This is a genomic window from Arthrobacter echini (assembly GCF_004803505.1).
Classification (GTDB): Bacteria; Actinomycetota; Actinomycetes; order Actinomycetales; family Micrococcaceae; genus Arthrobacter_D; species Arthrobacter_D echini.
Genome location: NZ_SSWH01000013.1, coordinates 1 through 25,319, shown reverse-complemented (window position 1 = coordinate 25,319; position 25,319 = coordinate 1). Strand labels below are relative to the sequence as shown.

19 protein-coding genes and 1 rRNA gene are annotated in these 25,319 nt (G+C 67.4%); 15 read left to right on the top strand and 5 right to left on the bottom strand.

Annotation, left to right across the window (positions count from 1 at the left end):
- Positions 1-461 precede the first annotated feature (461 nt).
- Positions 462-584, bottom strand: a complete 123-nt coding sequence (locus tag E8P82_RS15425; protein WP_281275806.1) for a hypothetical protein — start codon at positions 582-584, stop codon at positions 462-464.
- A gap of 327 nt (positions 585-911) precedes the next feature.
- On the opposite strand from E8P82_RS15425, the gene E8P82_RS12905 reads away from it, so the two are divergent.
- On the top strand, positions 912-2,090 hold the full coding sequence (locus tag E8P82_RS12905; RefSeq protein WP_136455463.1) for a trans-sulfuration enzyme family protein: 1,179 nt from the start codon (positions 912-914) through the stop codon (positions 2,088-2,090).
- A gap of 9 nt (positions 2,091-2,099) precedes the next feature.
- Entirely contained in the window at positions 2,100-2,429 is a 330-nt protein-coding gene (locus tag E8P82_RS12900; protein WP_136455461.1) for a DUF2516 family protein, read from the top strand.
- A gap of 18 nt (positions 2,430-2,447) precedes the next feature.
- Here the strand turns inward: E8P82_RS12900 and E8P82_RS12895 are convergent, their stop codons facing one another.
- Positions 2,448-3,218, bottom strand: coding sequence for a class I SAM-dependent methyltransferase (locus E8P82_RS12895; RefSeq protein WP_211096879.1), 771 nt, complete (start codon positions 3,216-3,218; stop codon positions 2,448-2,450).
- A 119-nt stretch (positions 3,219-3,337) separates the two neighbouring features.
- Here E8P82_RS12895 and E8P82_RS12890 point away from each other — a divergent pair, with 119 nt between their 5' ends.
- Positions 3,338-4,084: a phosphoglyceromutase gene (locus E8P82_RS12890; RefSeq protein WP_136455457.1), complete on the top strand. Its 747-nt coding sequence runs from the start codon at positions 3,338-3,340 to the stop codon at positions 4,082-4,084.
- 30 nt (positions 4,085-4,114) lie between these two features.
- Here the strand turns inward: E8P82_RS12890 and phoU are convergent, their stop codons facing one another.
- A complete protein-coding gene (gene phoU, locus E8P82_RS12885; RefSeq protein ID WP_136455456.1) occupies positions 4,115-4,774 on the bottom strand; it encodes a phosphate signaling complex protein PhoU in 660 nt (219 codons plus the stop codon).
- A 170-nt stretch (positions 4,775-4,944) separates the two neighbouring features.
- Here phoU and E8P82_RS12880 point away from each other — a divergent pair, with 170 nt between their 5' ends.
- Together E8P82_RS12880 and E8P82_RS12875 are read left to right on the top strand one after the other, a co-directional pair.
- Complete coding sequence (locus tag E8P82_RS12880) at positions 4,945-6,192, top strand: sensor histidine kinase (RefSeq protein WP_136455454.1); 1,248 nt, start codon at positions 4,945-4,947, stop codon at positions 6,190-6,192.
- Positions 6,189-6,869, top strand: a complete 681-nt coding sequence (locus E8P82_RS12875; RefSeq protein WP_136455452.1) for a response regulator transcription factor — start codon at positions 6,189-6,191, stop codon at positions 6,867-6,869. The genes E8P82_RS12880 and E8P82_RS12875 overlap by 4 nt, the downstream gene beginning before the upstream one ends.
- A 6-nt stretch (positions 6,870-6,875) precedes the next feature.
- On the opposite strand, the gene E8P82_RS12870 is transcribed toward E8P82_RS12875, so the two are convergent.
- The gene (locus tag E8P82_RS12870; RefSeq protein ID WP_136455450.1) at positions 6,876-7,409 is read right to left on the bottom strand and encodes a hypothetical protein; all 534 of its coding nucleotides are present in this window, start codon (positions 7,407-7,409) and stop codon (positions 6,876-6,878) included.
- A 251-nt stretch (positions 7,410-7,660) separates the two neighbouring features.
- Between E8P82_RS12870 and E8P82_RS12865 the strand changes: the two genes are divergently transcribed.
- The 6 genes from E8P82_RS12865 (at position 7,661) to glgX (ending at position 14,170) form a co-directional block, all read left to right on the top strand.
- Entirely contained in the window at positions 7,661-8,143 is a 483-nt protein-coding gene (locus E8P82_RS12865; RefSeq protein ID WP_136455448.1) for a CarD family transcriptional regulator, read from the top strand.
- Between the two features lie 87 nt (positions 8,144-8,230).
- Entirely contained in the window at positions 8,231-8,986 is a 756-nt protein-coding gene (gene ispD, locus E8P82_RS12860) for a 2-C-methyl-D-erythritol 4-phosphate cytidylyltransferase (protein WP_246021355.1), read from the top strand.
- Between the two features lie 35 nt (positions 8,987-9,021).
- Positions 9,022-9,549 (top strand): 2-C-methyl-D-erythritol 2,4-cyclodiphosphate synthase, encoded by a 528-nt coding sequence (gene ispF / locus E8P82_RS12855; RefSeq protein ID WP_136455446.1) that lies wholly within the window; start codon positions 9,022-9,024, stop codon positions 9,547-9,549.
- Positions 9,550-9,558: 9 nt separating this feature from the next.
- Entirely contained in the window at positions 9,559-11,016 is a 1,458-nt protein-coding gene (cysS, locus tag E8P82_RS12850; protein WP_136455444.1) for a cysteine--tRNA ligase, read from the top strand.
- Positions 11,017-11,094: 78 nt separating this feature from the next.
- Positions 11,095-12,078 (top strand): 23S rRNA (guanosine(2251)-2'-O)-methyltransferase RlmB, encoded by a 984-nt coding sequence (gene rlmB / locus E8P82_RS12845; RefSeq protein ID WP_136455443.1) that lies wholly within the window; start codon positions 11,095-11,097, stop codon positions 12,076-12,078.
- Between the two features lie 7 nt (positions 12,079-12,085).
- On the top strand, positions 12,086-14,170 hold the full coding sequence (glgX, locus tag E8P82_RS12840; protein ID WP_246021354.1) for a glycogen debranching protein GlgX: 2,085 nt from the start codon (positions 12,086-12,088) through the stop codon (positions 14,168-14,170).
- An 81-nt stretch (positions 14,171-14,251) separates the two neighbouring features.
- Here glgX and glgP read toward each other — a convergent pair whose 3' ends face one another.
- Positions 14,252-16,864, bottom strand: a complete 2,613-nt coding sequence (glgP, locus tag E8P82_RS12835) for an alpha-glucan family phosphorylase (protein ID WP_211096878.1) — start codon at positions 16,862-16,864, stop codon at positions 14,252-14,254.
- Positions 16,865-16,994: 130 nt separating this feature from the next.
- On the opposite strand from glgP, the gene E8P82_RS12830 reads away from it, so the two are divergent.
- The 4 genes from E8P82_RS12830 to E8P82_RS12815 all read left to right on the top strand — a co-directional run.
- A complete protein-coding gene (locus E8P82_RS12830) occupies positions 16,995-19,034 on the top strand; it encodes an alpha-1,4-glucan--maltose-1-phosphate maltosyltransferase (RefSeq protein ID WP_136455440.1) in 2,040 nt (679 codons plus the stop codon).
- Positions 19,034-20,803, top strand: coding sequence for a maltose alpha-D-glucosyltransferase (gene treS / locus E8P82_RS12825; protein WP_136455438.1), 1,770 nt, complete (start codon positions 19,034-19,036; stop codon positions 20,801-20,803). Before E8P82_RS12830 ends, treS begins: the two co-directional genes overlap by 1 nt.
- Positions 20,800-24,636, top strand: a complete 3,837-nt coding sequence (gene glgB / locus E8P82_RS12820) for a 1,4-alpha-glucan branching protein GlgB (RefSeq protein WP_136455436.1) — start codon at positions 20,800-20,802, stop codon at positions 24,634-24,636. The genes treS and glgB overlap by 4 nt, the downstream gene beginning before the upstream one ends.
- 481 nt (positions 24,637-25,117) lie before the next feature.
- Positions 25,118-25,319 (top strand): 16S ribosomal RNA (locus tag E8P82_RS12815); the annotation flags it as partial.

Sequence of the window (25,319 nt, the reverse complement as noted above, 5' to 3'; positions counted from 1 at the left end):
TCCACGCGACAGCTATCGGCCGCAACGCGATGGCCGAGGAATTTGGGGGCGTTACAGCCGAGGCGACCGTCGACACGACGGCGGAGGAATCCGTCGGCGCTACAGCCGAGGCAACCGCCGAAATGACGGCCGAGGAATCCGTCGGAGCCACGGCCGAGGTGACCGTCGGCGCGACAGCCGTCGTCAGGGGCGACGCGAGGTGTGCAGCGATGCCGTCGTCGTAGCTGCAGGGACTCCTCGGTCCTGCGTTCGAAGTCCTGCAGGTGAAAACCCAGCGTGTGGTCCAAAGGATGGAACTTGTCTGCCACCCTGCTGAATGGAGGGGTTGCCGAAAGGAGGAGCCCACATGGTTCCTCTCGGCACGCTGTGCAGCGACTGCACGAACGGCGGAGGGATCGACTCCGCACTACGACACTGCACTCATCGACTCCGCACTACGACTCCGCACGACGACTCCGCACTCACCGCTCGATCTCGTCGACCGCATCCTGGGAGAAGGGCGCAGTCCCATCGGTCGGGGTCAGCGTGAACCATTCGCCGTCCTGCACCGTGGCGAAGACGAGGAGAGGTTCGGAGGTGTCCATCCGGATCGCCCTTCAGGACCTCGTCCGCTCGCACCTCGTACGCGTGGGCGTCGACGCCGAACATGGGTGCTGTTCCATCCCGTGACGTCGACGACGTCACGACCACCAGCTCCGCGGCATCGTACTTGTCCTGCAGTGTCGGATACCCTGCCCAACTGGGGCACGAGGCCATCTGCGACCCGTACCCGCACGCAGTGACCCCGCACGCGATGAGAGCAGCCAGGACGAACCCGGCATTACGACCCTTCATCCGCCGAGGGTACCGCGACTCCGGCCCGTCGAGCCGGAGTCGTGGGAACGTGGCCCGGCCCAACTAGGGTGAGGTCCATGATCGAGCAGCACGAGCCGACCGGGGACCTCGCACCAGACACCCTCACGGTTGCGGCAGGACGACCCCCACGGGAGCACGACTCCCCCGTCAACACGCCCATCGTGCTCTCCTCGACGTTCCATGAGACCCGGACGCCCGAAGCCGGCGACCGCGTCTACGCCCGCGGGTCCAATCCCACCTGGGACCCGTTCGAGGAGGCACTCGGCGTCCTCGAAGGCTCCGATCTGCCGGCGCTGGTCTTCGGTTCCGGCCTCGGTGCTGCAGCAGCGGCGCTGTCCCTCGTACCCACAGGCGGAGCGGTGGTCATGCCCAATCACGCCTATGCCGGATCACTCATGCTCGCCGCCGATCTTGCCGCCCAGGGCCGCTTCGAGCTGCACACCGTCGACATCGCCGATACGCCGTCGGTGCTCGCACGGCTGGAGGCGCTCGCAGCGCGCTTCAGCCGGGGTGCCCTCATGCTGTGGCTCGAGAGTCCGACGAATCCGATGCTCGAGGTCGCCGAACTCGCCGTGCTGACCGAGGCGGCCCATGCCACCGGTGCACTCGTCGTCGCCGACAACACCTTCAACACGCCTCTCGTGCATCGTCCCCTCGAATCCGGTGTCGACGTCGTGCTCCACTCGGTGACCAAGTGGCTGGCCGGGCACTCCGACGTCGTCCTCGGCGCCCTGGTCACGAGGGATCCGGAACCGCGCGCGCGGCTGCTCGCTCACCGGACCCTGCACGGCGCCATCGCGGGGCCCTTCGAGGTGTGGCTCGCATTGCGCGGCCTGCGGACGCTCGCCCTGCGCGTAGAACGGAGCCAGACCACCGCCGGGATCCTCGCTCGTCGCCTGACCGGGCATCCGGCGGTCCGGCGCGTCCGCTATCCGGGGCTGCCGCAGGATCCGGGTCACGAGCGCGCCGCTGCCCAGTTCGAGGGCTTCGGCGGGATCATCAGCATCGAGCTCGACGACGTCGCAACCGCCGACGCCCTCGTGGCGGCCGTGCGCCTGTGGCTGCCCGCGACATCGCTCGGCGGTGTCGAATCGCTGATCGAACGACGACGGCGTCAACCGGCCGAACCGTCGACGGTGCCCGAGCACCTGGTGCGCCTGTCCGTGGGCATCGAGAACGTCGAGGATCTCTGGGCGGACCTCGACCGGGCGCTCCGCAGCGCACAGGCCAGCTAAGCTGAAGGCGTGTCCCTCGTCTTCGATATCCAGCAATCCCTGTATCTCGTGCTCGGCCTGCTGGCTCTGGGCATCGAGATCTGGGCTCTGGCCGACTGCCTCCGGCGTCCCTCGGCTGCCTTCGAGGCGGCATTCAAGCGGACCAAGGGTTTCTGGCTGGCCCTGACCATCGGCGCCGTCGTGGTCGGTCTGCTCTCGGTGCTCGGTCGTAGCGGCGGCTTCAATCTGTTCCAGCTCATCGCGATCATCGCCGCGTGCGTCTATCTGGCCGACGTGAAGCCCGCCGTCAGTCAGACCTCCGGTCGGGGCGGGAACAGCGGTCCCTACGGTCCCTGGTAGGAAACTTCAGCAAGGGACTCAGCGCGGGCGCACGGCGTCCCAGGCAACGGTGATCTCGCCCAGCCGCCAGCGGGCGGCACCGTCCAGCAGCGGCCAGCCATCAGCTCTGAGCGCGGCACACGTCGCGACCCAGCGCTGCTGAGTGCCGAAGGACGCCAGAGCCGCCGCACCGAGCCACGCCCGATCCAGCGCCTGGAGATAGGCGTGGATCCGCTCGCCCGCCACATTCCTGTGGATCAGGGCCTTCGGGAGCCGTTCGGCGACGTCGGACGGACGAGTGAAGGTACCGAAGCGCAGGGAGACGGTGAGGGACAGCGGGCCTGTCGTCTCCAGGGCCACCCAGGCCGAGCGCCGCCCGATCTCGTCACACGTGCCGTCCACGAACAGCCCGCCCGGCGCCAGCCGTTCGCGAACCTGTTCCCAGTGCGCCTCGTACTCGTCCTCCCCGTACTGTCGCAGCACGTTGAAGGCGCGCACGACGACGGGCCGACGGCCCTCGAGCGGCAACTCGAACCCGCCCTGCCGGAAGGACAAACCCGGTCTCGCCAGCGGCTCCGCGGCGGCGACCCGTACCGGATCGATCTCGATACCGACCACCTCGACGTCGTCGCGCACCGTCCGCAGACGCGAGAACAGCTCGACGGCGGTGACCGGCGCCGCGCCGTACCCGAGATCCACCACGAGGGGTTTGCCGGCCCGGCGCAGACGATACCGCTGCGGTCCGGTAAGCCAGCGATCGACACGGCGCAGGCGGTTCGGGTTCGTGGTGCCGCGGGTGATGCTTCCCACGCTCTGTGGGGATCGTTGTCGCAGCGGCACCGGACAAGGCTAGGTCACCGGCGGTGCGGCGACGAAACAGGGGTGTCGTGGACATGACCTCTGCGTGCGTGATGCGGCAGACTGGCAGCATGACCTACACACTGATCCTGCTGCGCCACGGGCAGAGCGAATGGAACGAGAAGAACCTCTTCACGGGCTGGGTGGACGTCGCGCTGACGCCCAGGGGCCGTGAGGAAGCCGTCCGAAGCGGACACCTTCTGGCCGAGGCCGGGATTCTTCCCGATATCGTCTACACCTCCCGGCTGAAGCGCGCCATCATCACGGCCGAACTCGCGCTCGAGGCCGCCGACCGCAGCTGGATCGACGTCAAGCGCAACTGGCGCCTCAACGAGCGCCACTACGGAGCGCTGCAGGGCAAGGACAAGGCACAGACCCTCGCGGAATTCGGTGAGGAGCAGTTCATGGAGTGGCGCCGCTCCTACGACACCCCGCCGCCGCCCATCGAGGATTCCAGCGAGTTCTCGCAGGCGAACGACCCGCGCTACGCGGATCTCGGCGATGACCTCCCGCGCACCGAGTGCCTCAGGGACGTCCTGGAACGTTTCCTGCCGTACTGGGAATCGGACATCACCGCCGATATCAGAGCCGGCAGGACCGTTCTCCTCGCGGCGCACGGCAACTCGCTACGGTCCCTCGTCAAGCACCTCGACGGCATCAGCGACACGGACATCGCGGCTCTGAACATCCCCACGGGTATCCCGCTGGTGTACGAGCTCGACGAGGACCTCGCACCGGTCAAGGCCGGTGGCACCTACCTGGATCCTGAAGCGGCGGCCGCGTCCATCAAGGCGGTTGCGAACCAGGGCAAGCACTAGTCGGACGGCGTACCCACATCAGCGGTCGCCCTACATCAGGGGCGCGGTGGGCTGCCATTCGCCCGTGACGAGATAGGTGACCTTGCTGGCGACCGAGACCCCGTGGTCGGCGAAGCGCTCGTAGTAGCGGCTCGCCAGCGTGACATCGACGGTCGTCGGCGCGCTCTCGTCCCAGTCCTGTGCCGCGACGGCCTTGAACACGCCGGCGTGCAGGGCGCTCACCCGTGCCTTGGCCGCATTGATCTCGTTGGTGAGCTCCAGGTTCCGGGTCTCGAGGAGTTCGGTGACCTTCGAGGCGATCTGTTCGTCCAGTTCGGCGAGCTCGTCGAACGTCCCGCGGACGCCTTCCGGGATGACGTTGGCGGGAAAGCGCAGACGTGCGAGCTGCGCGATGTGACGTGCGAGATCCCCCATCCGCTCGAGGGAGGCGCTCATCCGCAGTGCCCCCACGATCATGCGCAGATCCGAGGCCACGGGACCCTGACGGGCCAGGATGTCGATCGCCCGTTCGTCCAGATCGTTCTGCAGGAAGTCGATGCGCGCATCGGCGGCGATGACCTCCTGCGCGAGTTCGGTGTCGGCACCCTTGAAAGCAGTGTTGGACTTCACGATCGCAGCGGACACCAGCTGCGAGATCTCGATGAGCCCCTCGCCGATCTGGTGGAGTTCGGCCTGGAAAACCTTGCGCACGTGGAGTCCTTCCCTGGACGTTTCGACCGCGACCGTGTCCACAGTTCCGCCGACGACCATTCCAGCCAGCGGTGAACTGCCACTCCGCTCTGGGTGAACGTTAGTTGAACCCCCTGGCGATTGCCACCGGAAGAGGCGGACCCCACGACGGCAGAGCATAAGCTGGATCGATGGACCCCCTTCTCCTGACGCTCGTGGCCGGGCTGGTGGGGCTCGCGCTGGGCGTCGGCGGGATGGTGGCGTTCCGGGCGAGCGAGGCCCAGCGGCTCCGGCTACTCTACGAGGACGAGCCCTCCCTGCCCGACGGTGCCGCGGAGGTCCTGTCGGTCATCGGACGTGCATACGTCATCGTGGATGCGATCGACGGCGTCGTCCGCGCCAGTCCTGCCGCCTACGCCTTCGGCCTCGTGCGTGGGCACACCGTGGTCCACGCGGAACTGCTGGAGCTGACGGCGCGGGTCCGGCGCGACGGCGTGATCGAGCAGCAGCAGCTCGAGCTCCCGCGCGGGCCCCTCGGTCAGAGCACCATCGTGGTGCAGGTGCGCGTCGCGGCCCTCGGCTCCGAGTACATCCTGATCCTCGCCGACGACCGCACGGAGATCACCCGCAGCCAGGAGATCCGCAACGACTTCGTCGCCAATGTGTCGCATGAGCTGAAAACGCCCGTGGGTGCCATCTCCCTGCTCGCGGAAGCCATCGACGACGCCGCCGAGGACGAGGTTGCCGTACGCCGTTTCGCCCAGCGCATGCACAAGGAGTCCGGACGCCTGTCGGCCCTCGTGCAGGACATCATCGAGCTCTCCCGGCTGCAGGGCACCGACGTGGTACGGCGTGGCAGGCCCGTGGACCTCAACGCCGTCATCAGTGAGGCCGTGGATCGCAACAAGCTCCCCGCCGAGAGCAAGCAGATCGAGATCGTGGTGGGCGGCGTCGCTCCCGCCCCGGTGTACGGGGACAGCGACCTGCTGATGACCGCGTTCCGCAACCTCATCGACAATGCCATCCGCTATGCGCCGGACGGCACGCGGGTGGGAGTCGGACTCCGCTCCAGGGACGGTCTCGTGCAGGTGTCGGTGACGGATCAGGGGCCCGGCATCACGGTCGAGGAGCAGGAGCGCATCTTCGAGCGGTTCTACCGTATCGACGCCGCACGCTCGCGTCAGACGGGCGGAACGGGTCTCGGTCTCAGCATCGTCAAGCATGTCGTCTCCAACCACGGCGGCGAGGTCACGGTCTGGTCCCAGGCGGGGCAGGGAAGCACGTTCACCGTCAGGTTGCCGCAGATGGAGGTGGGGCCCGACGGCGATGCCGCGCTGGGTGCCGGGACGCCGGGCGCCGAGGTGCCCGGCGGCGGTGCCGGGTCGAGGCCGACCAGGACAGGAAGCACCGCGGTCGAGGAAAGGGGAGTGGCATCATGATCCGCATCCTGATCGTCGAGGACGAGGAGTCCTTCAGCGACCCGCTGGCCTATCTGCTCGGCAAGGAGGGGTTCGAGGTCTCCGTCGTGGGCGACGGGCTCGAGGCGATCGCCGAGTTCGATCGATCCGGCGCGGATCTGGTCCTGCTCGACCTGCAGTTGCCGGGACTCTCCGGCACGGAGGTCTGCAGACAGCTGCGTGAGCGCTCACGTGTCCCGGTGATCATGCTGACCGCCAAGGACACCGAACTCGACAAGGTACTGGGGTTGGAGCTGGGCGCGGACGACTACGTGACCAAGCCCTACTCCTCGCGTGAACTCATCGCCCGTATCCGCGCAGTCCTCCGGCGGCGGGGCGATTCCCAGGAGCTCGTGCCCAATACCGTCCAGGCCGGCCGGATCCGCATGGACGTCGAGCGGCACGTGGTGAGCGTGGACGGGGAGCAGATCTCCCTCCCGCTGAAGGAGTTCGAGCTGCTCGAGCTGCTCCTGCGGAACTCCGGGATCGTCCTGACCCGCGATCGGCTGATCGAGCGCGTGTGGGGTTCCGACTACACGGGGGACACGAAGACTCTCGACGTCCACGTCAACCGACTCCGCGGGAAGATCGAACCCGATCCGTCGCAGCCCCGCCATCTCGTCACGATCCGGGGGCTCGGTTACAAGTACGAGCCCTGAGCAGCTCTACTCGCCTTCTTCGTCGCCTCCTTCAGGAGCGGCGGGTTCGCTCGGAGGTGCTGTGTACCCTCCGGGAACGTAGTCGCGGTATTCCTCGAGCGCTCCGTCGAGCACCGGCACCGCGTAGGTGGCCTGATCGCCGTCCACCTGGAATTCCACGTCCACCAGGGAACCGGGGACCTCCTCGACCCCGGCAAGGGTCGCGTCGTCGAACGTCTCGTCCTCGAACCTGAGTTCACTGCCACCCTCGATCGTGACCGTGGTGGTGGCACCGCCTGCGCGGATGGACAGATCGACGTCGTCGTCGCTGGGGTTGAAGGCCGTCCCTACGAGCCGCCCGTCGCTCTCGTCGTCGGTGCCGATGATGAGGATGTTGCGCAGGAGGACCGGGCCGACGTCCTCCACGATGCCGTCGGACGGGGCGTACACCGCGGTGGTCGACTGCGGAGCGGTGAAATTGCAGCCTGAGACGGCCAGCATCGCCAGTGCGGCGCCGGCAGCGACGAGAGGCTGCGCTCGGTTCTTCGGTGCGACATTCACGGCACGAACTCCTGGGATTCAGCAGGGGACAGGACGTGATCCGGAGCGGATCCTCCGACCACACTATCGGCAACTCCAGCGCTTCGTGGTGTCCGCCTCGACCGCGAAATGAGCGGAATCACCGGATCCCCTCGCCGTCAGGAGGCGAACGGTCATCGAGCACCCCGGATTCAGCCGCCTGACCTGCACGGACACGTGGGCCGCGTGGTGCGCCCGTGATAAACTCACCTTCGGGAAAGGGGAATGTCCACATGGTGTTTGAGGTCGGCGAAACAGTTGTTTATCCTCACCACGGCGCGGCGAAGATCGAAGAGATCAAGATGCGTGTCGTGAAGGGCGAAGAGAAAATGTATCTCAAGCTCAAGGTGGCGCAGGGAGACCTGACAATAGAAGTACCAGCAGAGAACGTCGATCTCGTAGGTGTGCGCGACGTGGTCGGCAAGGAAGGCCTCGAGCACGTGTTCGATGTCCTCCGCGCCGAATTCACCGAGGAGCCCACCAACTGGTCGCGCCGTTACAAGGCGAATCTCGAGAAGCTCGCATCCGGTGACGTCATCAAGGTCGCCGAGGTGGTCCGCGATCTCTGGCGCCGCGACCATGATCGTGGTCTGTCGGCCGGTGAGAAGAGGATGCTCGCCAAGGCGCGCCAGATCCTCATCTCGGAACTGGCGTTGGCGGAGAAGACGGACGAGGAGAAGGCGGCGACCGTCCTCGACGAGGTCCTCGCCTCCTAGGAGACGGTCCGTAGCACCACAGCAGTACCCGGCGAACGAGGGGCCTTCGGGTCCCTCGTTCGCTGTGCCCTGTCATAGGGTGGCTCAGTGCCCCTGAACAAGCCCCAGCAGCCCGGCCGCACCGGCGTGGCCGTGATCGTCGTCGCCGCCGGATCAGGACAGCGCCTGGGCCACGGTATCCCGAAAGCACGTGTCCTGTGCGGGGGGCTCACGCTCCTCGAGCACTCGCTGCGGGCGGTCGTCGCCTCGAAGGTGGCGGAGCACGTCGTCGTCGTCCTCCCCGCCCACGACGACGTCCTGCCGGACGTGGTTGCGCGGGTGGCCGCGGATGGTCCGGGCACACCCCGGATCCTCACCGTCACGGGCGGGGCGACACGCACCAGCTCGGTCAGCGCCGGCCTCCGGGCGCTCCCGGACTCGATCGGCACCGTCCTGGTGCACGACGCCGCGCGGGCACTCACTCCGCCCGGGGTGTTCGCACGCGTAGCGGCCGCGGTCAGTACAGACGCCGGGGCGGTGATCCCGGTGCTCCCCGTGGCGGACACCATCAAGATGATCGAGGGGGACCTCGTCACGCGCACTCCCGACCGGGCTGCACTCAGGGCGGTGCAGACCCCGCAGGGATTCGACGCCGTGGCGCTGATCGACGCGCACGCGAGCACGGCGGCGGGTGGTCCCGCGATCACGGACGACGCCATGCTGATGGAGGCACTCGGCATCCCCGTGCACGTGGTCGACGGCGATCCCCTCGCGTTCAAGGTGACCACGCCCCTGGATCTTGTGATCGCCGAGGCGGTCCTGGCCCGGGCCGGGGCGCCGATCGGATCACCGGCCACCGACTGAGAACCAGGCCCGTTCCCCGAGCACCAGGAGCACCGATGTATGCCAGCGAGCACCTACGCCTTCCCCGCACCGGGATCGGCACCGATGTCCACGCCTACGCCGCCCCCGACGATCCGGCGCCACTGTGGCTCGCCGGCCTGTTCTGGGGAGGCGAGCGCGGACTCTCGGGTCACTCGGACGGCGACGTCGTGGCGCACGCGGCCTGTGATGCGCTCTTCTCCGCAGCGGGCATCGGCGATCTCGGAGTGCACTTCGGGACGGACCGCCCCGAGTACGCCGGTGCGTCAGGACGGCGGCTGCTCGCCGCGGCTGCAGGCATCGTGCGAGGCGCCGGATTCGAGATCGGCAGCGTCGCCGTCCAGCTGATCGGCAACAGACCCGTCTTCGGCCCCCGCCGGAGAGAGGCCGAGGACGCATTGTCCGACGCCGCGCAGGCTCCGGTCAGTGTCTCGGCCACCACCACCGACGGCCTGGGGCTGACCGGTCGGGGTGAGGGCGTCGCCGCCATCGCGACGGCCGTCGTCGTGCGCTCCGACCGCGCAGGCCGAGGACCCCACGGGTAATCTGGTCCGGTGAGCCTGCGATTCTATGACACTGCCCGCGCCGAGGTGCGACCCTTCGAGCCGCTCGAAGCGGGCAGAGTGAGCCTGTACTACTGCGGCGCCACGGTACAGGGCATGCCGCACGTGGGCCACGTGCGCTCCGCGATCGTCTTCGACCAGCTCACCCGGTGGCTGGAGGCGAACGGTCTGCGGGTCACCGTGGTACGGAACGTGACCGACATCGACGACAAGATCCTCGAGAAGTCCCGCGCATCCTTCGGTGAGGCGGCCACGACCGACCCCACCGTGGTCGCCGACGAGCCGTGGTGGGCGCTGGCCTATCGCTTCGAGCAGGAGTTCGACCGCGCCTACTCCGCGCTCGGGGTCCGGCCGCCCACCTACGAGCCGCGTGCCACCGGACACATCCCGGAGATGCACGCGCTCATCGAGCGCCTCATCGGGCGCGGGCACGCCTATCCTGCACCGGACGGTTCGGGTGACGTGTACTTCGACGTCCGTTCCTGGCCGCCCTACGGCAGTCTCACCCACCAGGAGCTGGACGACATGCAGGCCGCTCCCGACGCCGATCCCCGCGGGAAGCGCGACCCGCGGGACTTCGCGCTGTGGAAGGGCTCCAAGGACACCGACCCCGAAACCGCGTCCTGGGCGAGTCCCTGGGGTGCAGGGCGTCCTGGCTGGCACCTGGAATGCTCGAGCATGGTCACCAAGTACCTCGGCGCCCAGTTCGACATCCACGGAGGGGGCCTGGACCTGCGGTTCCCCCACCACGAGAACGAGATGGCCCAGTCGCAGGCCGCAGGCCACGCCTTCGCACGCTTCTGGATGCACAACGGCATGGTGACCTATCGCGGCGAGAAGATGTCGAAGTCCATCGGCAACACCGTCGGCCCGCAGGAGATGATCGACGCCGCCGGGGCCCGGGTGGTCCGCTACTACCTCGGCCAGGCCCATTACCGCTCGGTTCTGGACTACCGCGAGACCTCGCTGCAGGAAGCGGCCGCGGCGGTATCGCGGATCGACGGCTTCATCGCGAAGGCGAGCGCGCGTGTCGGCGCCCCGGCACGCGTCGAGGTCCGTGCGGGGGATCTGCCCGCGGCATTCGTCGCGGCCATGGACGACGACCTCAACGTTCCGCAGGCGCTCGCCGTGCTCCACACGACGGTACGGAGTGCCAACACGGCCCTGGCCGCAGGGGAGGACGACGTCGTCAGCGCAGCTCTCGCCGCCGTCGTCGCGATGACCGGTGTCCTCGGGCTCGACGACGCGGGTGCGCCGGTCGCGGCAGCGGACGCAGCCGAGGAACGCGCACTCGATGCCCTCGTCGCGGAGCGCATCGCGGAGCGTGCCGAGGCCCGCGCGGCCCGCGACTGGGCGCGGGCGGACGCCATCCGCGATGCCCTGACCAGAGCGGGGATCACCATCGAGGATTCCTCGCACGGTGCCGATTGGTCACTGGCCGACCGGTAGGAAGCCGCCCGGATCCGTGGACCCCACCGGGCCCGCGTAAACTGAGGTGATTCTTCTTCCAGGTAAAGGTGTTCTTCCATGGCCAGTCACGGGCGTCCAGGCGCGGTTCGCAAAACGAAAAAGGGTCCTGTCGTCGGCACCGGTGGGCACGGCCGGAAGTCCCTCGAGGGCAAGGGCCCCACTCCCAAGGCGGAGGACCGCCCGTACCACAAGGCCTACAAGAACAAGGAGCTGGCGGAGCGTTCGGCCGCCAAGCGTGCCGGCGGCAGGAGTGCGGGTACCGGTCGCACCAAGGGCAAGGCGGCGGAGGAGGTCGTGACCGGCCGTAACTCCGTCATCGAGGCGCTCCGCGCGGGCATCCCGGCGAAGGCTCTGCATGTGGCCATCCGCATCGAGATGGACGACCGCGTGCGTGACTCGCTCAAGCTCGCGAACGACCGCGGGATCCCCGTGATGGAGACCGGCAAGCCGGAGCTCGACCGCATGACCGACGGCGCCGTCCACCAGGGGCTCATGCTGCAGATCCCACCCTACGAGTACGCCGACGCCCTCGATCTCGTCGACGAGACCATCGAGCGGTACCGGCGCGGCCACGTGGGCAACGCCCCGCTCTTCGTGGCACTGGACGGTATCACCGACCCCCGGAATCTCGGCGCCATCATCCGCTCCGCGTCGGCCTTCAGCAGCCACGGCGTCATCGTGCCCGAACGCCGCGCCGTCGGCGTGACGGCGTCGGCCTGGAAGACCAGTGCCGGAGCCGCCGTGCGGGTTCCGGTGGCGCGCGTCGGCAATCTCAACTCGGCGCTGAAGTCCTTCAAGAGCAAGGGCATCTTCGTCCTCGGACTGGATGGTGACGGCGACGTATCACTGCCCGAGCTCTCACTGGGGCGTGAGCCCATCTGCATCGTGGTCGGTTCCGAGGGCAAGGGGCTCTCACGGCTGGTCCGCGAGAACTGCGATCAGATCGTGTCCATTCCCATCGACTCCGCCATGGAGTCGCTCAACGCGTCGATGGCGGTGGGAATCACGCTCTACGAGGTGTCCCGCCAGCGCTCGGCCTGATCGGGACATGATGACGCAATCGGTACTGCTGCCCTCGCGAGTCTCCCGCGAGTTCCCCCTCGGGCTCCATGCCATCGAGAAGGGCCGCGCCACGCACGTGAACGCCGCGGTGTGGGCGCCCGGAATCGCATCCATGGACGTGCACTGGCGCAGGCCGGACGGCACCTGGACCTCGGACACACTGGTGGGGCTCGACGGCGGTGTGCATCACGGCGTGGTCGGTCCCGTGGATCAGGGAGCTCTCTATGCGTTCTGGCCCACGGGCGAGGAACTTCCCGGCGCTCCCGGTGAGACCCAGCTGCTCCTCGACCCGTATTCCCGGGCGCTCGAGACGATCGTGACCGACGCCGCGTCGCCGTCCTACTACTCGGTGTTCCTCGAGCATGCCTTCGACTGGGGCACCAGCGAGCGGCCCGGCACCGCATGGCGGGACACCGTGATCTACGAGGCCCACGTGAAGGGGCTGACGAAGCTGCATCCCGAGGTACCCCGGGAGCTGCGGGGCACCTACGCGGGGTTGGCCCATCCCGCGATGGTCTCCTACCTGCGTGAGCTCGGTGTCACCGCCGTCGAACTCCTTCCGATCCAGTTCCACATCGACGAACCGCACCTGGCGCCCCTGGGCCTGAGCAACTACTGGGGCTACAACACCCTGGGATTCTTCTCCGCCCACACCTCCTACGCGACCGAGGCGGCCCGTGCGGCAGGACCGGCCGCAGTGCTCACCGAGTTCAAGGACATGGTCCGCGCACTCCACGAGGCCGGGCTCGAAGTCATCCTCGACGTCGTCTACAACCACACCGCCGAGGGCGACCAGGGCAGGCCGGCCCTGAGCTGGCGCGGCCTGGGAGATTTCGACTACTACCGGAACCACGATGGCCGCTACGTCGACACCACCGGGTGCGGCAACAGTCTGGACTTCTCCCGGCCCCACGTCATGGAGTTCGCACTCGACTCACTGCGCTACTGGGTGGAGGAATGCCGGATCGACGGCTTCCGCTTCGACCTGGCGGTGACGATGGCCCGTGACGAGCACAACGCATTCTCGACGAGGCATCCGTTCCTGGTCGCCGCCAAGGCATCGAAGGCGCTGCGTGGAACCAAGCTCATCACCGAACCCTGGGACCTCGGTCACGACGGCTGGCAGACCGGGCGATTCCCCGTCGGCTGGGCGGACTGGAACGACGGCTTCCGGGACACCGTACGCGATTTCTGGCTGCACGACGCAGCCACGGTCGCCGACGGCGGTTCGGGCACCTCGATCGGACGCCTCGCCGGCTGCCTCTCCGGTTCCTCCCACGCCTTCGCAGCCTCCGGCCGCAGCCCGCTGGGCTCGGTCAACTTCGTGACAGCACACGACGGCTTCACCCTCGCCGATCTCACCGCGTACGAGCGCAAGCACAACGAGGACAACGGCGAGGACAACCGCGACGGACACGATCACAACCACAGCTACAACCATGGAGTGGAGGGCCCCACGGACGACCCACGGATCCTCGCCGCCCGGGAACAGAGCGCCCGCAACCTGATGGCGTCGTTGCTCATCTCCCTCGGCGTACCCATGCTGACGGCAGGGGACGAGTTCGGACGGACGCAGCGCGGCAACAACAACGCCTACTGCCAGGACAACGAGACCGCCTGGGTGCACTGGCCCGACGACGACGCCGCCCGGCGGATGCTGGAGACCACGCGCGCGCTGCTGGCGATCCGCCGGGACTTCCTCTCTCGGCAGCCATGCAGTTTCCCGTCCCGTGCGGACCAGTCCACGCTGCTGTGGTTCAGTGGCGCGGGACTGCCGATGACGGCGCACGAGTGGGAGGATCCGAAGGCCACGACACTCCAGTTCCTCCTCGGATCGGTGGGAGGCTCTGTCAGCGGCCTCGTCGTGATCAATGGTTCCGCCGTCCCGGCTCCCGTCCGGTTCCCCGCTTCCGACCTGGTGCAGGGGAAGGGCGATCGATCGGAGCAGCACCGCTCGTTCAGCCTGGTCTTCGACTCGGCAGTCGCCGGGACCCCGTGCCCCGGCGGACGCGTGCGCCCCGGGGACGTGGAGACGCTCGTACCGAACTCGCTGCGTATCTACCGCTACTGAAGCAGGATGCGGAAAAGCCCGGGACCGCTGGTCCCGGGCTTTTCCGTGTCCGTCCGGGCGTTCTGTCCGGGCAGCGCGCGGTCAGGCGTTCACGACCAGGCCCATCTCCGCCTTCGAGACGAGGGTCGAGTTCTGCGGAAGTACCCGAACCGTGTAGCCGAAGGAGCCGGAGTGATCGATCCTGATGGCACCGGTGAACAGGTGGCGCCCACTGCCGAGATCGTCGCCCGCCTCGAGCTGGTTCACTGAGATCCCGCTCAACTCGTCGTTGTCGAGGGCCCGTCCGTAGGCCACCTCGACGGTGACGTCCTCCGGGTCCAGTCCGCCCAGGGCGACGTAGGCGCTGATGGTCAGTTCATCGCCGATCTGGGGTTCGTCGGACACGCCGGAGGAGTCCACGTGCTCCACCTGCACAGCAGGCCAGTTGCCGTGGACGCGTGAGCGCCACGCGGCGGTCCGTCGGGCGAGCGCGAAGTGATCGGCGGCGACGTCACGACCGGCACGGGCGGCCGGCCGGTACAGCTTCTCGACGTAGTCCTGCAGCATGCGTTCTGCCGAGACCGCAGGGCCCAGTGTCGCCATGGTGTGCTTGATCATCGCGATCCACTGATGTGGAACGCCGTCCTGCGACGGTTCGGACGGGCCTGCGGCTCCGGCGCCCTCGGCAGGCACCTTGGCGTAGAAGCGGGGACCCACCTGGGTCTCGAGGAGGTCGTACAGCGCCGCGGCCTCGAGGTCGTCGCGCTCCTCCGCCGTCGCGCCGTCGTCCGCCGTGGGGATGGCCCATCCGTTGTCGCCGTCGTACATCTCGTCCCACCAGCCATCGAGGATCGAGAGATTCAGGCCCCCGTTCAGGGCGGACTTCATTCCCGAGGTGCCACACGCCTCCAGCGGACGCAACGGATTGTTCAGCCAGACGTCACAGCCAGGGAAGAGCGTGCGCGCCATCGCGATGTCGTAGTTGGGGAGGAAGACGATCCGGTGCCGTACCTCGGGATCGTCGGTGAAGCGCACGAGATCCTGGATCATGCGCTTGCCCTGCTCGTCGGCCGGGTGGGACTTCCCGGCGATCACGAGCTGGATGGGATGCTCCGGATGCAGGAGCAGGGCCTTGAGACGGGCCGGCTCGCGCAGCATGAGGGTGAGCCTCTTGTAGGTCGGTACGCGGCGCGCGAAGCCGATGGTCAGCACGTCCGGATCGAGCACGGAGTCGGTCCACGCCACGTCCGCTCCGCCGGCACCGCGCTTCGTCCAGGAGGACCGCAGCCGCTTGCGGACGTCGTCGACCAGATTGGAGCGCAGCCTCCGCCGCAGCGCCCAGATGTCGGTGTCCGGTACGTCGTAGACCCTGGTCCACTCGGGATCGAGGATGGACTCGGCGCCGAACGTCGAGCGTGCGAAATCGGCGATCTGCGGATCGACCCAGGTGGGCACGTGGACGCCGTTGGTGACCGAGGTGATCGGGACCTCCTGCGTGTCGAAGCCCGGCCAGAGGCCCGAGAACATGCTGCGGGAGACCTGGCCGTGCAGCTTCGCCACGCCGTTGGCGCGCTGAGCCAGGCGCAGTCCCATCACGGCCATGTTGAACTTGTCCGGGTCGCCGCCGACGTAGTTCTCGGAGCCGAGAGCCAGGACGCGGTCGGTGGGCACACACGGTGCGAGTCCGGCGTGGAAGAAGTGCTCGATCTGCGAGCGCTCGAAACGATCGATACCCGCCGGGACCGGCGTGTGCGTGGTGAACACGGTCGACGCCCGTCCTGCCGTCAGGGCCTCCTCCCAGGTCATGGGCGACTCGTTGGCGGGATCCATGAGCTCGCGGATGCGCTCGATGCCGAGGAACCCGGCGTGACCCTCGTTGGTGTGGAAGACCTCGGGTGCGGGAGTGCCGGTGAGGCGCTCGAAGATGCGCAGGGCCTTGACGCCACCCATGCCGAGCAGCAGTTCCTGCTGGAGGCGCTGATCCCCACCACCGCCGTACAGGCGGTCCGTGACGTTGCGCGCTGCGTCGTCGTTCTCGGCGACATTGGAATCGAGGAGCAGAAGCGGGACGCGGCCGACGTCGGCGCGCCAGATGTGGGCGGCGAGCCGGCGTCCGTTGGGCAGCGGCAGGACCACCTTGGCGGCGGAGCCGTCCGCTTCGCGCAGGAGCGTCAGCGGCAGGCCGTCGGGGTCGAGGACCGGGTAGGTCTCCTGCTGCCACGCATCACGGGAGAGCGACTGCTTGAAGTAGCCGGCCTGGTAGAGCAGGCCGACGCCGATCAGGGGAACGCCGAGATCCGAGGCCGACTTCAGGTGGTCACCGGCGAGGATGCCCAGGCCGCCGGAGTACTGGGGGAGCACGGCGCTGATGCCGTACTCGGGGGAGAAGTAGGCGATGCTGCGGGGAGCGTCGTCGCCGAGTCCCTGGTACCAGCGGTCTCCTGTCAGGTACTCCTCGAGATCTGCGTCGAGGTCCCTGATGCGCTGGACGAGCGAGTCGTCGGCGGCGAGCTGCTGAAGCTTGTCGCGCGTGACCGAGCCGAGGAAGGACACCGGGTCGTGACCGCTGGCCGCCCAGGCGGCGGGATCGATCTCCTCGAACAGGCGTGAGGTCGGAAGATGCCACGACCAGCGCAGGTTGCCTGCAAGTTTTCCGAGTGGAGCAATGCTCTCGGGGAGGACGGTTCGGACGGTAAATCTGCGTATTGCCTTCACCCCGTTCACGCTAGCGCACTTGTACGCGGGGGAAGAGAATCGGAGCGTAATCACCGGGACAAGACGAGACAGTCCGACAGCGGGGCGATCCCCTTAGGAAATCGGGCCGACAATCGCTAACGTCTTCAGGGTGAGAACCACCAGTGACGAGAACCCTGACGCCCCCTATCCCGAGGGACTGCGCTTCGGCCGTATCCCCATCACCGCGGTGAGTCCGGTGGTGGAGGACGGGCGGTTCCCGGCGAAGGCCATTCCCGGTTCGGACATCACCGTCGGTGCCACCGTCTTCAGGGAAGGTCATGACCAGCTGGGGGTCTCCGCCGTTCTCTACGACCCGGAGGGCAAGGAGGTCCAGCGTGTGCGCCTGGCACCGGTGGGTTCGGGTCTCGATCGCTGGGCAGGAACCCTGAGGCCCTCCGCCAGGGGACGGCACACCTTCACCATCGAGGGCTGGTCCGACGTCTTCGGGACCTGGGAGCACGACGCGACGATCAAGATCGCGGCCGACGTCGACACCGAGCTCATGCTCGCCGAGGGCGCTGCCCTCTTCGACCGCGCGGCCGACGAGCGATCCGGGGCCGATGCCGCGCTCTTCCGGGCCACGGCGCGTGCGCTGGCGGATCAGGAGGCGGGTGTCGAGGCACGACTGGCTGCCGGGCTCTCTCCCGAGGTCCACGAGGCCATCGGGCGCGCGCCCGTCCGCTCGCTGGTCACGGCGTCCCGCCACTATCCGATCGAGGTCGAACGCGAGCTGGCAGGGCGGGCCGCCTGGTACGAGTTCTTCCCCCGATCCGAGGGTGCCCGCTACGACCCCGAGAGCGCCGAGTGGATCTCCGGGACGTTCCGCGCTGCCGCCGGGCGCCTCGATGCGGTCGCGGCCATGAACTTCGACGTCGTGTACCTTCCCCCGATCCATCCGATCGGCCGCGTGCACCGGAAGGGGCCGAACAACACCCTCACGGCCGGCCCCGACGATCCCGGGTCACCCTGGGCCATCGGCTCGGAGGAGGGTGGTCACGATGCCATTCACCCCGATCTGGGGACGTTCGAGGATTTCGACGCTTTCGTCGCCCGGGCCGACGAGCTCGATCTCGAGGTGGCACTCGATCTGGCGCTGCAGGCGGCGCCGGACCACCCATGGGTCACCAGCCACCCCGAATGGTTCACCACGCGCGTCGACGGTTCGATCGCCTACGCCGAGAACCCCCCGAAGAAGTACCAGGACATCTATCCGATCAACTTCGACAACGACCCCCAGGGGATCGCGGAGGAGGTCCTGCGGGTCGTGACGCTGTGGATCGGGCACGGCGTGAAGATCTTCCGGGTGGACAATCCGCACACCAAGCCGGTGCAGTTCTGGGAATGGCTGATCTCGCGCGTCAACGCCGAGCACCCCGACGTCATCTTCCTCGCGGAGGCCTTCACCAGGCCGCCGATGATGCACGCCCTGGGCCGTGCGGGCTTTCAGCAGTCCTACTCGTACTTCACCTGGCGCAACACGAAGACGGAGCTCGAGGAGTACTTCACCGAGATCAGCAAGGTCTCACCCGCGTACTTCCGGCCGAACTTCTTCGTCAATACTCCCGACATCCTGACCGAGTACCTGCAGTACGGGGGGCCGGCGGCGTTCAGGATCCGTGCGGTCCTCGCGTCCATGGCCAGCCCGCTGTGGGGCGTCTACTCGGGCTACGAGCTCTTCGAGCACGTGGCCCGGCCGGGCGCCGAGGAGTACATCGACAACGAGAAGTTCCAGTACCGTCCGAGGGACTACGAGAGAGCGGAGGCCGAGGGCAGATCCCTCGCCCCCTTCATCACGCGGCTCAACGCCATCCGGCGTTCCCACCCGGCGCTCGGGGACCTCGAGAACCTGAGTATCCACTCGAGCACGGACCCGGCGACACTCGTCTTCTCCAAGCACAAGCGGACAAACGAGGGCAAGGACACGATCATCGTCGTCGTGAACGTCGATCCTCACAGCACACGGGAGAGCACCGTGTGGCTCGACCTGTCGCAGCTGGAGCTCGATGCGGCCGACCTCGACGGGAACGGCCTGTTCCTCGTCGACGACCTCGTCACGGGCCAGACCTTCAGCTGGGGCGAGAGCAACTACGTACGGCTCGACCCCCATGTCGAACCCGCCCATATTCTTTCGATCAGGAGACAGCGCTAGTGGTCAACCCCTTCCAGCTGAACGCACCCGGACTGGCCCATGATCCGCACTGGTATCGCAAGGCGGTCTTCTACGAAGTACTGGTGCGGGGCTTCGCGGACGCGAACGGAGACGGCTCGGGGGACCTGTCGGGGCTGATCGAGAAGCTCGACTACCTGCAGTGGCTCGGGATCGACTGCCTCTGGCTGCCCCCGTTCTTCGAGTCCCCGCTGCGCGACGGCGGATACGACATCTCCGACTACTACGACGTGCTCGACGAGTTCGGGTCCCTGAGCGACTTCAAGCGTCTGGTGGCCGAGGCGCACGCGCGCGGGGTCCGGGTCATCATCGACCTGCCGGTGAACCACACCTCGGACCAGCACCACTGGTTCCAGGAGTCGCGCAGCAATCCCGACGGGCCGTACGGCGACTTCTACGTCTGGAGTGACACCGACGAGAAGTACGAGGACGCACGCATCATCTTCGTGGACACGGAGGAGTCCAACTGGACGTTCGACCCGGTGCGCCGGCAGTTCTTCTGGCACCGGTTCTTCAGCCACCAGCCGGATCTGAACTTCGAGAACCCGGCGGTCCAGGAGGCCATCTTCGACGTCGTCAGGTTCTGGCTCGACCAGGGCATCGACGGCTTCCGTGCGGACGCGATCCCGTACCTCTTCGAGGAGGAGGGCACGAACTGCGAGAACCTCCCCAAGACGCACGAGTTCCTCAAGCGACTGCGTGCCATGGTGGACGAGAACTATCCCGGGCGCGTGATCATCGCCGAAGCGAACCAGATGCCCGACGAGGTGGTCGAGTACTTCGGTGACGAGGACGGCCCGGAGTGCCACATGTCCTTCCACTTCCCGATCATGCCGCGGCTGTTCTACGCACTGCGCGACCAGAAGGCGGCACCCATCATCGAGACCATGAGGGACACCCCGGACATTCCCGCCGGAGCCCAGTGGGGCACCTTCCTGCGCAACCACGACGAGCTCACCCTGGAGATGGTCACGAACGAGGAGCGCGAGGCCATGCTCGGCTGGTACGCGCCGGATCCCCGCATGCGCGCCAACGTGGGCATCCGCCGTCGCCTCTCCCCCCTGCTCGACAACTCACGGGCCGAGGTGGAGCTCATCCACGCCCTCCTGCTCTCCCTGCCCGGCAGCCCGTTCCTGTACTACGGGGACGAGATCGGCATGGGTGACAACATCTGGCTCGAGGACCGCGATGCCTCCCGCACCCCGATGCAGTGGAACCCCGACCGCAACGCGGGCTTCTCCCCGGTCGACCCGGGCAAGCTCTACCTCCCTGTGGTGCAGTCGCTGGTCTACCACTTCAACCACGTGAACGTGGAAGCGCAGATGGCGACGTCGAGTTCCCTCCTGCACTGGGTCCGTCAGATGCTCGCCGTGCGCAAGGCACACCCCGCCTTCGGCCTCGGCTCCTACAGCAATGTGCCGGTCGAATCCGAGAACGTCCTGGCCTTCCTCCGTGAGGTCCCCGAGACCAACGCCGAGAACGAGCAGGCGGAGTCGGTGCTGTGCATCTTCAACCTCTCGCAGCACCCGGTGGCGGCCCGGATGCAGCTGCCGCAATTCGCCGGTCGCGGTCTTCGGGACCTGTTCGGAGGGGCGGTCTTCCCGGCATTCGCCGACGACGGCGAGATCACCCTGACCCTGGGCAGCCACGACTTCTTCTGGCTGCGGGTCCGCTCGGCGAACTCGAACACCTCATCCCCGCACACCCAGGCGATGCCCGTCATCGCCCTCCCGGAGGCCATCAGCCAGTGACCACCCACACTCCGTTCATCCCCGAGGTCCTCGACGAGTGGCTGCCCTCCCAGCGGTGGTTCCCGGCGAGGGGGCGCTCCGTGGCGCTGACCGTCGTCGGCGGAACCGTCCTGGAGGATCCCGCCGGCGTCGCCGGCTTCGAGGTGCACTTCCTCGCCGTCGAGTCCGGACGGCGCACGGATGTCGTCAGCGTCCCCATCAGTTACCGGAGTGAGCCGCTCGAGGCCGCGGACGCCGCGCTGATCGGGCGCGTCGAGCATCCTGCGCTGGGTACGCGCTGGGCCTACGACGCCACGCACGACGCCGACTTCGTGCGGTTCTGGGTCAGGTTCATCCTCACGGGTCAGAGCTCGCCGGACGGGAACCTGACCGGCGTCGTCATCAAGGAACCGGAACATCAGGAAGCTGCCGAGTCCCAGCCCGTGAAGATCCTGCAGGGTGAGCAGTCCAACACCTCGGTGGTCTACGGGACCGGGCCCGGGTCCATGATCGTCAAGTTCTTCCGCGTCCTCGCCTCGGGGGAGAGCCCCGACGTCGAGATCAGCGCGGGTCTCACCGCCCAAGGCTCGACCGACACGCCCGACACCTTCGGCTGGGTGACCGGGTCGTGGCAGGAGGCGCACGGGCGCCCCGGCACGCTCGTCACCGGGCACGTGAGCGTCCTGCGCGATTTCGTCGAGGGAAGCACCGACGCGTGGCGCACGGCGACGCTCGCGGCAGCCACCGCGACCGACTTCACAGCCGAGGCGCGCGGACTCGGAGGGGCAGTCGCACGGATCCACCGGCAGCTCGAGGGCGCGTTCGGCAGCAGGACGGCGACCGCCGCCGAGAAGAAGGAGTTCAGACAGGCTCTGACGCAGCGGATCCGGTGGGCGTGGGACGAGGCGGGGGACACCGTGGGGCCGCTCGGCGCCGAGGTGGACCAGATCATCCGCGACGTGGAGCAGCTCGAGGAGATTCCGCCTCTGCAGCGCATCCACGCCGATCTGCACCTCGGCCAGATCCTGCAGGCTCCCGACGGCGGTTGGCTCGTGATCGACTTCGAGGGCGAACCGCTCAGGCCCACCGCCGAACGAAGTGTTCCCGATGTCCCGGTCCGCGACGTCGTCGGCATGGTCCGCTCCCTCGAGTACGCCGCAGCCTCCCGCGGTGCGGCAGACGTCGGATCCGCCGAGGCCGCGGCGACCGAGCAGTGGTCCTCCGCCGTGCGGGCGGCGTTCCTCGCGGGGTACGCCGCCGATGCCGGTGCCCCCGTCGACACCCAGGGACCGCTCTTCCGGGCGCTGTGGCTCGACAAGGCGCTCTACGAAGTCGTGTATGAGATCCGCAACAGGCCGGACTGGGTCGAAATGCCAGTCCGGGACGTCCGACGCGCTCTGGGTGGACAGCCCGGGGCGGACGCTACGAAAGCAGCTGAGATGAACTCCTCGAAGAACGCCGTGCCGGACAAGGGCGCGGACGATGAAAGCGTCGCGAAGAAGACCGCCAAGACGGCGAAGGCCGTGGCCGGGAAGACGAAGGCCGCTGCATCGAAGGCCAGGGGCGCAGCGTCTGCCCTGGCCGACAGTGTCACGGAGACCGTGAAGGAGACGGTCGGTGAGGCCTCCGACGATCGGACCACCTCCGTCTCGGCCCAGCCCGCTCCGGGCCGGCCCACTCCCATGAAGGTCGAGCAGTCACTGCTGCAGCAGGTGTCCGACGGTGTCTACAGCCAGCCCCACGCCGTCCTCGGCGCGCACCTGGCGGACAACGACGTCGTCACGATCAGGACGTTGCGGCGGCTGGCGCGCTCCGTCGTCGTCGTGACCGGCTCCGGACGTACGGAACTGCGTCACGAGCACAACGGCATCTGGGTCGGGGCCCTCGAGGCGGAGACGCCCGGGCACGTTCCCGACTACCGTCTGGAGGTGACCTACGACGGCGAACCGATCGTCGTCGACGATCCCTACCGCTTCCTGCCCACGCTCGGGGAGATCGACCTGCACCTGATCGGCGAGGGTCGGCACGAGACGCTGTGGACCGCGCTCGGAGCGCATGTCCGCCACTACTCCTCCGTCCTCGGCGACATCGAGGGCGTGTCCTTCGCGGTATGGGCGCCGAATGCGCGCGCTGTGCGGGTCATGGGCGACTTCAACGGGTGGGACGGCAGCGTGAATGCGATGCGCGTGCTCGGCTCCACGGGAGTCTGGGAGATCTTCATTCCCGATGCCGGTGCAGGCACCCGCTACAAGTTCGAGATCCAGGGCAGTGACGGCCAGTGGCGCGAGAAGGCCGACCCCATGGCCCGGGGGACCGAGGTCCCCCCGCTGACCGGGTCCATGGTAGTGGAGTCCACCCACGTGTTCGGCGACGAGGCGTGGATGGAAGCGCGGTCGCAGACCGATCCGCACAACGCACCCATGAGCGTCTACGAGGTGCACCTGGGGTCCTGGCGCCAGGGCCTCGGCTATCGAGAGCTCGCCGAGCAGCTCGTCGAGTACGTCTCCTGGCAGGGTTTCACGCACGTCGAACTCATGCCCGTGGCGGAGCACCCGTTCGGGGGGTCCTGGGGCTACCAGGTCACCTCCTACTTCGCACCGACGTCGCGCTTCGGCTCACCGGACGATTTCAAGTACCTGATCGACCGTCTGCACCAGGCCGGTATCGGCGTCATCATGGACTGGGTTCCGGCCCACTTCCCGAAGGACGAATGGGCGCTGGCGAAGTTCGACGGCGGCACGCTCTACGAGCACGGCGATCCGTTCCTCGGTGAGCACCAGGACTGGGGCACGCTCATCTTCGACTTCGGCCGCCGTGAGGTACGCAACTTCCTCGTGGCCAATGCGCTCTACTGGCTTGAGGAGTTCCACATCGACGGACTCCGCGTCGACGCCGTCGCGTCGATGCTCTACCTCGACTACTCGCGCGAGGAGGGCCAGTGGCGGCCCAACCGGTTCGGTGGCAGGGAGAACCTCGAAGCCATCTCCTTCCTGCAGGAAGTCAATGCGACCGCCTACCGGCGGGCCCCGGGCATCGTCATGATCGCCGAGGAATCCACCGCGTTCGACGGCGTCACCAGGCCCACCAGCAGTGGTGGTCTGGGGTTCGGCATCAAGTGGAACATGGGGTGGATGCACGACACCCTGGAGTACGTCGCTGAGGATCCGATCAACCGGGTGTATCACCACAGCAAGGCGACCTTCTCGATGGTCTATGCCTACACGGAGAACTTCCTGCTTCCGATCAGTCACGACGAGGTGGTTCACGGCAAGGGGTCCCTGCTGCGGAAGATGCCCGGCGATCGGTGGCAGCAGCTGGCCAACGTGCGCGCCTATCTCGCGTTCCAGTGGGCGCACCCGGGCAAGCAGCTCATCTTCATGGGCACGGAGTTCGCGCAGGAGTCCGAGTGGGCGGAGCAACGCAGCCTGGACTGGTGGCTGACGGACACCCCCTCCCACAAGGGTGTCCAGGAACTCGTACGATCCCTGAACTCGGTGTACCGGCAGACCCCCGCCCTGTACGAGCGGGACAACGAGCCTGCAGGCTTCCAGTGGATCGATGACAACGACGGCGAGCACAACACGCTGTCCTTCATCCGCTGGGACCACCAGGGCAACCCCGTGGTGTGCATCGCCAACTTCGCGGGGGGTCCCCACGAAGGGTTCCGTGTCGGCTTCCCCTGGGCAGGGGAGTGGGCCGAGGCCCTCAACACCGACGCGGAACAGTTCGGCGGCTCGGGAGTAGGCAACGGCGGACGCATCACGGCCGTCGAGGGCGCCCACCACGGGCAGCCCGCTCACAGCGACGTCCGTGTGCCACCTCTCGGTATGCTCTACTTCACGCCGGCGTCCTGATCCACGCTGTCCCTCCTGATCCTCGGGAGGGACAGCGATCCCGGACGACGGCCGCGAGGTACCCGTCCACCGTGGAGGATGCATCGCCTTTGCATACTGGAAACGCCGGTGCTATCGTTTAGATCCGCGCCGACGCCACTCAGCACCCGGCCGAACCTCTCGACAAGGAGTTCCTCCTGATCCTCGGATCGGAGATCCACCGGAGGGGTTGGACCGGATTTGCGTGGTGGTGTTGGTGGGGGTAGGTTTGGGAAGTTGCTTCGGAGCGATGATGTGGCTGGTTTGGCTGTGTCGGGTGCCGGTGGTTTCTGTTGTTTGAGAACTCAATAGTGTGCCAAGTTTTTTGATACCGATTGTTTGTTGATTGGTTGGATTTGCTGGTTGCCATGTGTGTTGTGGTGGCTGGTTTTTTTGGCTGGTTTCGAATTTTGTGCAGCATTGCCGCTTGTTTTCCCGGGTGGTGGTGTTGTGTTCGTAGTTTTTTACGGAGAGTTTGATCCTGGCTCAGGATGAACGCTGGCGGCGTGCTTAACACATGCAAGTCGAACGATGAGCCCTCACTTGTGGGGGGGGATTAGTGGCGAACGGGTGAGTAACACGTGAGTAACCTGCCCTTGACTCTGGGATAAGCCTGAGAAATTGGGTCTAATACTGGATACGACCTTCTGGCGCATGCCATGTTG

Coding starts and splice junctions, on each gene's coding strand:
- E8P82_RS12875 (WP_136455452.1), top strand. CDS start 6,189: ATGATCCGCATCCTGATCGTCGAGGACGAGGAGTCCTTCAGCGACCCG.
- glgX (WP_246021354.1), top strand. CDS start 12,086: ATGATGACGCAATCGGTACTGCTGCCCTCGCGAGTCTCCCGCGAGTTC.
- E8P82_RS12880 (WP_136455454.1), top strand. CDS start 4,945: ATGGACCCCCTTCTCCTGACGCTCGTGGCCGGGCTGGTGGGGCTCGCG.
- E8P82_RS15425 (WP_281275806.1), bottom strand. CDS start 584: ATGGACACCTCCGAACCTCTCCTCGTCTTCGCCACGGTGCAGGACGGC.
- E8P82_RS12865 (WP_136455448.1), top strand. CDS start 7,661: ATGGTGTTTGAGGTCGGCGAAACAGTTGTTTATCCTCACCACGGCGCG.
- ispF (WP_136455446.1), top strand. CDS start 9,022: ATGTATGCCAGCGAGCACCTACGCCTTCCCCGCACCGGGATCGGCACC.
- E8P82_RS12905 (WP_136455463.1), top strand. CDS start 912: ATGATCGAGCAGCACGAGCCGACCGGGGACCTCGCACCAGACACCCTC.
- E8P82_RS12890 (WP_136455457.1), top strand. CDS start 3,338: ATGACCTACACACTGATCCTGCTGCGCCACGGGCAGAGCGAATGGAAC.
- rlmB (WP_136455443.1), top strand. CDS start 11,095: ATGGCCAGTCACGGGCGTCCAGGCGCGGTTCGCAAAACGAAAAAGGGT.